General features: G+C 62.2%; 1 protein-coding gene. It reads left to right on the forward strand.

The window, feature by feature from the left end:
- A partial coding sequence (gene typA / locus ACTHL0_RS00920; RefSeq protein WP_440564679.1) for a translational GTPase TypA occupies positions 1-1,742 on the forward strand: 1,742 nt, incomplete at its 5' end.
- Positions 1,743-2,134 lie beyond the last annotated feature (392 nt).

Here is a 2,134-nt window from a genome sequence, read left to right on the forward strand (position 1 = left end):
CGGGCACGTTCCGAGAAAACCAGCAGATCGCGGAACGCGTGATGGACTCGAACGACATCGAGAAAGAGCGTGGCATTACGATCTTGGCGAAGAACTGCGCGGTCGAATACGAGGGCACGCACATCAATATCGTCGATACGCCGGGCCACGCCGATTTCGGCGGCGAGGTGGAGCGCGTGCTGTCGATGGTCGATTCGGTGCTGTTGCTGGTCGATGCCGTCGAAGGCCCGATGCCGCAAACGCGTTTCGTGACGAAAAAGGCGCTCGCGCTCGGCCTTAAGCCGATCGTCGTCATCAACAAGATCGACCGTCCCGGTGCGCGCATCGATTGGGTCATCAACCAGACGTTCGATCTGTTCGACAAACTCGGCGCGACTGAAGAGCAACTGGACTTCCCGATCGTCTACGCGTCGGGCTTGAACGGCTATGCGTCGCTCGACGACAGCGCGCGCGAGGGCGACATGCGTCCCCTGTTCGAGGCCATTCTCGAACACGTGCCGGTGCGCGATGCCGACCCGGAAGGTCCGCTGCAATTGCAAATCACGTCGCTCGATTACTCGACCTACGTAGGCCGGATCGGCGTGGGCCGCGTGGCGCGCGGCCGCATCAAGCCGGGCCAGCAGGTTGCACTGCGCTTCGGCCCCGAAGGCGAGGTTTTCAATCGCAAGATCAACCAAGTGCTGTCGTTCCACGGTCTCGAACGCGTCCAGGTCGATGAAGCGCAAGCTGGCGATATCGTTCTGATCAACGGGATCGAAGACATCGGCATCGGCGCGACCATCTGCGCGCCCGACGCGCCTGAGGCGCTGCCGATGATCACGGTGGACGAGCCGACGCTGACGATGAACTTCCTCGTGAACTCGTCGCCGCTGGCCGGTAAGGAAGGCAAGTTCGTGACGAGCCGCCAGATTCGCGATCGCCTGACGCGCGAGCTCAATCACAATGTGGCGCTGCGCGTGCGCGACACCGGCGACGAAACGGTGTTCGAAGTGTCGGGCCGTGGCGAGTTGCACCTGACGATTCTCATCGAAAACATGCGCCGCGAAGGCTATGAGTTGGCCGTGTCGCGTCCGCGCGTCGTGCTGCATGAAATCGACGGCGTGAAGCACGAGCCGTACGAGCTGCTGACGGTCGACGTCGAAGACGGCAATCAAGGCGGCGTCATGGAAGAACTCGGCCGCCGCAAGGGCGAACTGCTCGACATGGCGTCGGACGGCCGCGGCCGCACGCGCCTCGAGTACAAGATCCCGGCACGCGGGCTGATCGGCTTCCAGGGCGAATTCATGACGCTCACGCGCGGTACCGGCCTCATGAGCCACGTGTTCGACGAATATGCGCCGGTCAAGGAAGGCACGCTCGGCGAGCGTCGCAACGGCGTGCTGATCTCGCAAGACGACGGCGCCGCCGTGGCCTATGCCTTGTGGAAGCTGCAGGATCGCGGCCGCATGTTCGTGAAGCCCGGCGATGCGCTGTACGAAGGGATGATCATCGGTATCCACAGCCGCGATAACGATCTGGTCGTGAATCCGATCAAAGGCAAGCAGCTCACCAACGTCCGCGCGTCGGGCACCGATGAAGCGGTCCGCCTCGTGCCGCCGATCCAGATGTCGCTGGAATACGCGGTCGAATTCATCGACGACGACGAACTCGTCGAAGTCACGCCGCAGTCGATCCGCCTGCGCAAGCGCCATCTGAAGGAGCACGAACGCCGCCGCGCGAGCCGCGAAGGCGCGGTCGATTAAGACGTGGACTAAGACTCAAGACCGAGTCCTAACTGTCTTCGACAAGGCCCCTCGTCCAGTACGGCTGGACGAGGGGCTTTTTGTTTTTTGGGGGGAGAGGGACGGGCAGGCGAGCGCCGCATGCTGGCGCAGCATGCGAATCGGAAGCTGGCCGGTCCGCGGCGGGCTGCGCGGATCGCCCGTGTGAGCCCGGAAATGCGCTGAAATCCGGCATTTCGCGCTTGCCGGACGAGCGATTCGAGCGATGTCAATCATCTCAAATATTCGTTCTGTGATATGCTGCGCGATGCTGCTAGTTTTAGGTCCTTCCAAGCAAGACTTGATTCGCGCAATCCGCTAAACGGTCAGGCCGTGTCGCGGAAGGTTGAGTAACCCGCTATTTCTCGAGAAGC

Source organism: Trinickia sp., assembly GCF_051961175.1.
In the GTDB taxonomy this organism is placed as follows: domain Bacteria; phylum Pseudomonadota; class Gammaproteobacteria; order Burkholderiales; family Burkholderiaceae; genus Trinickia.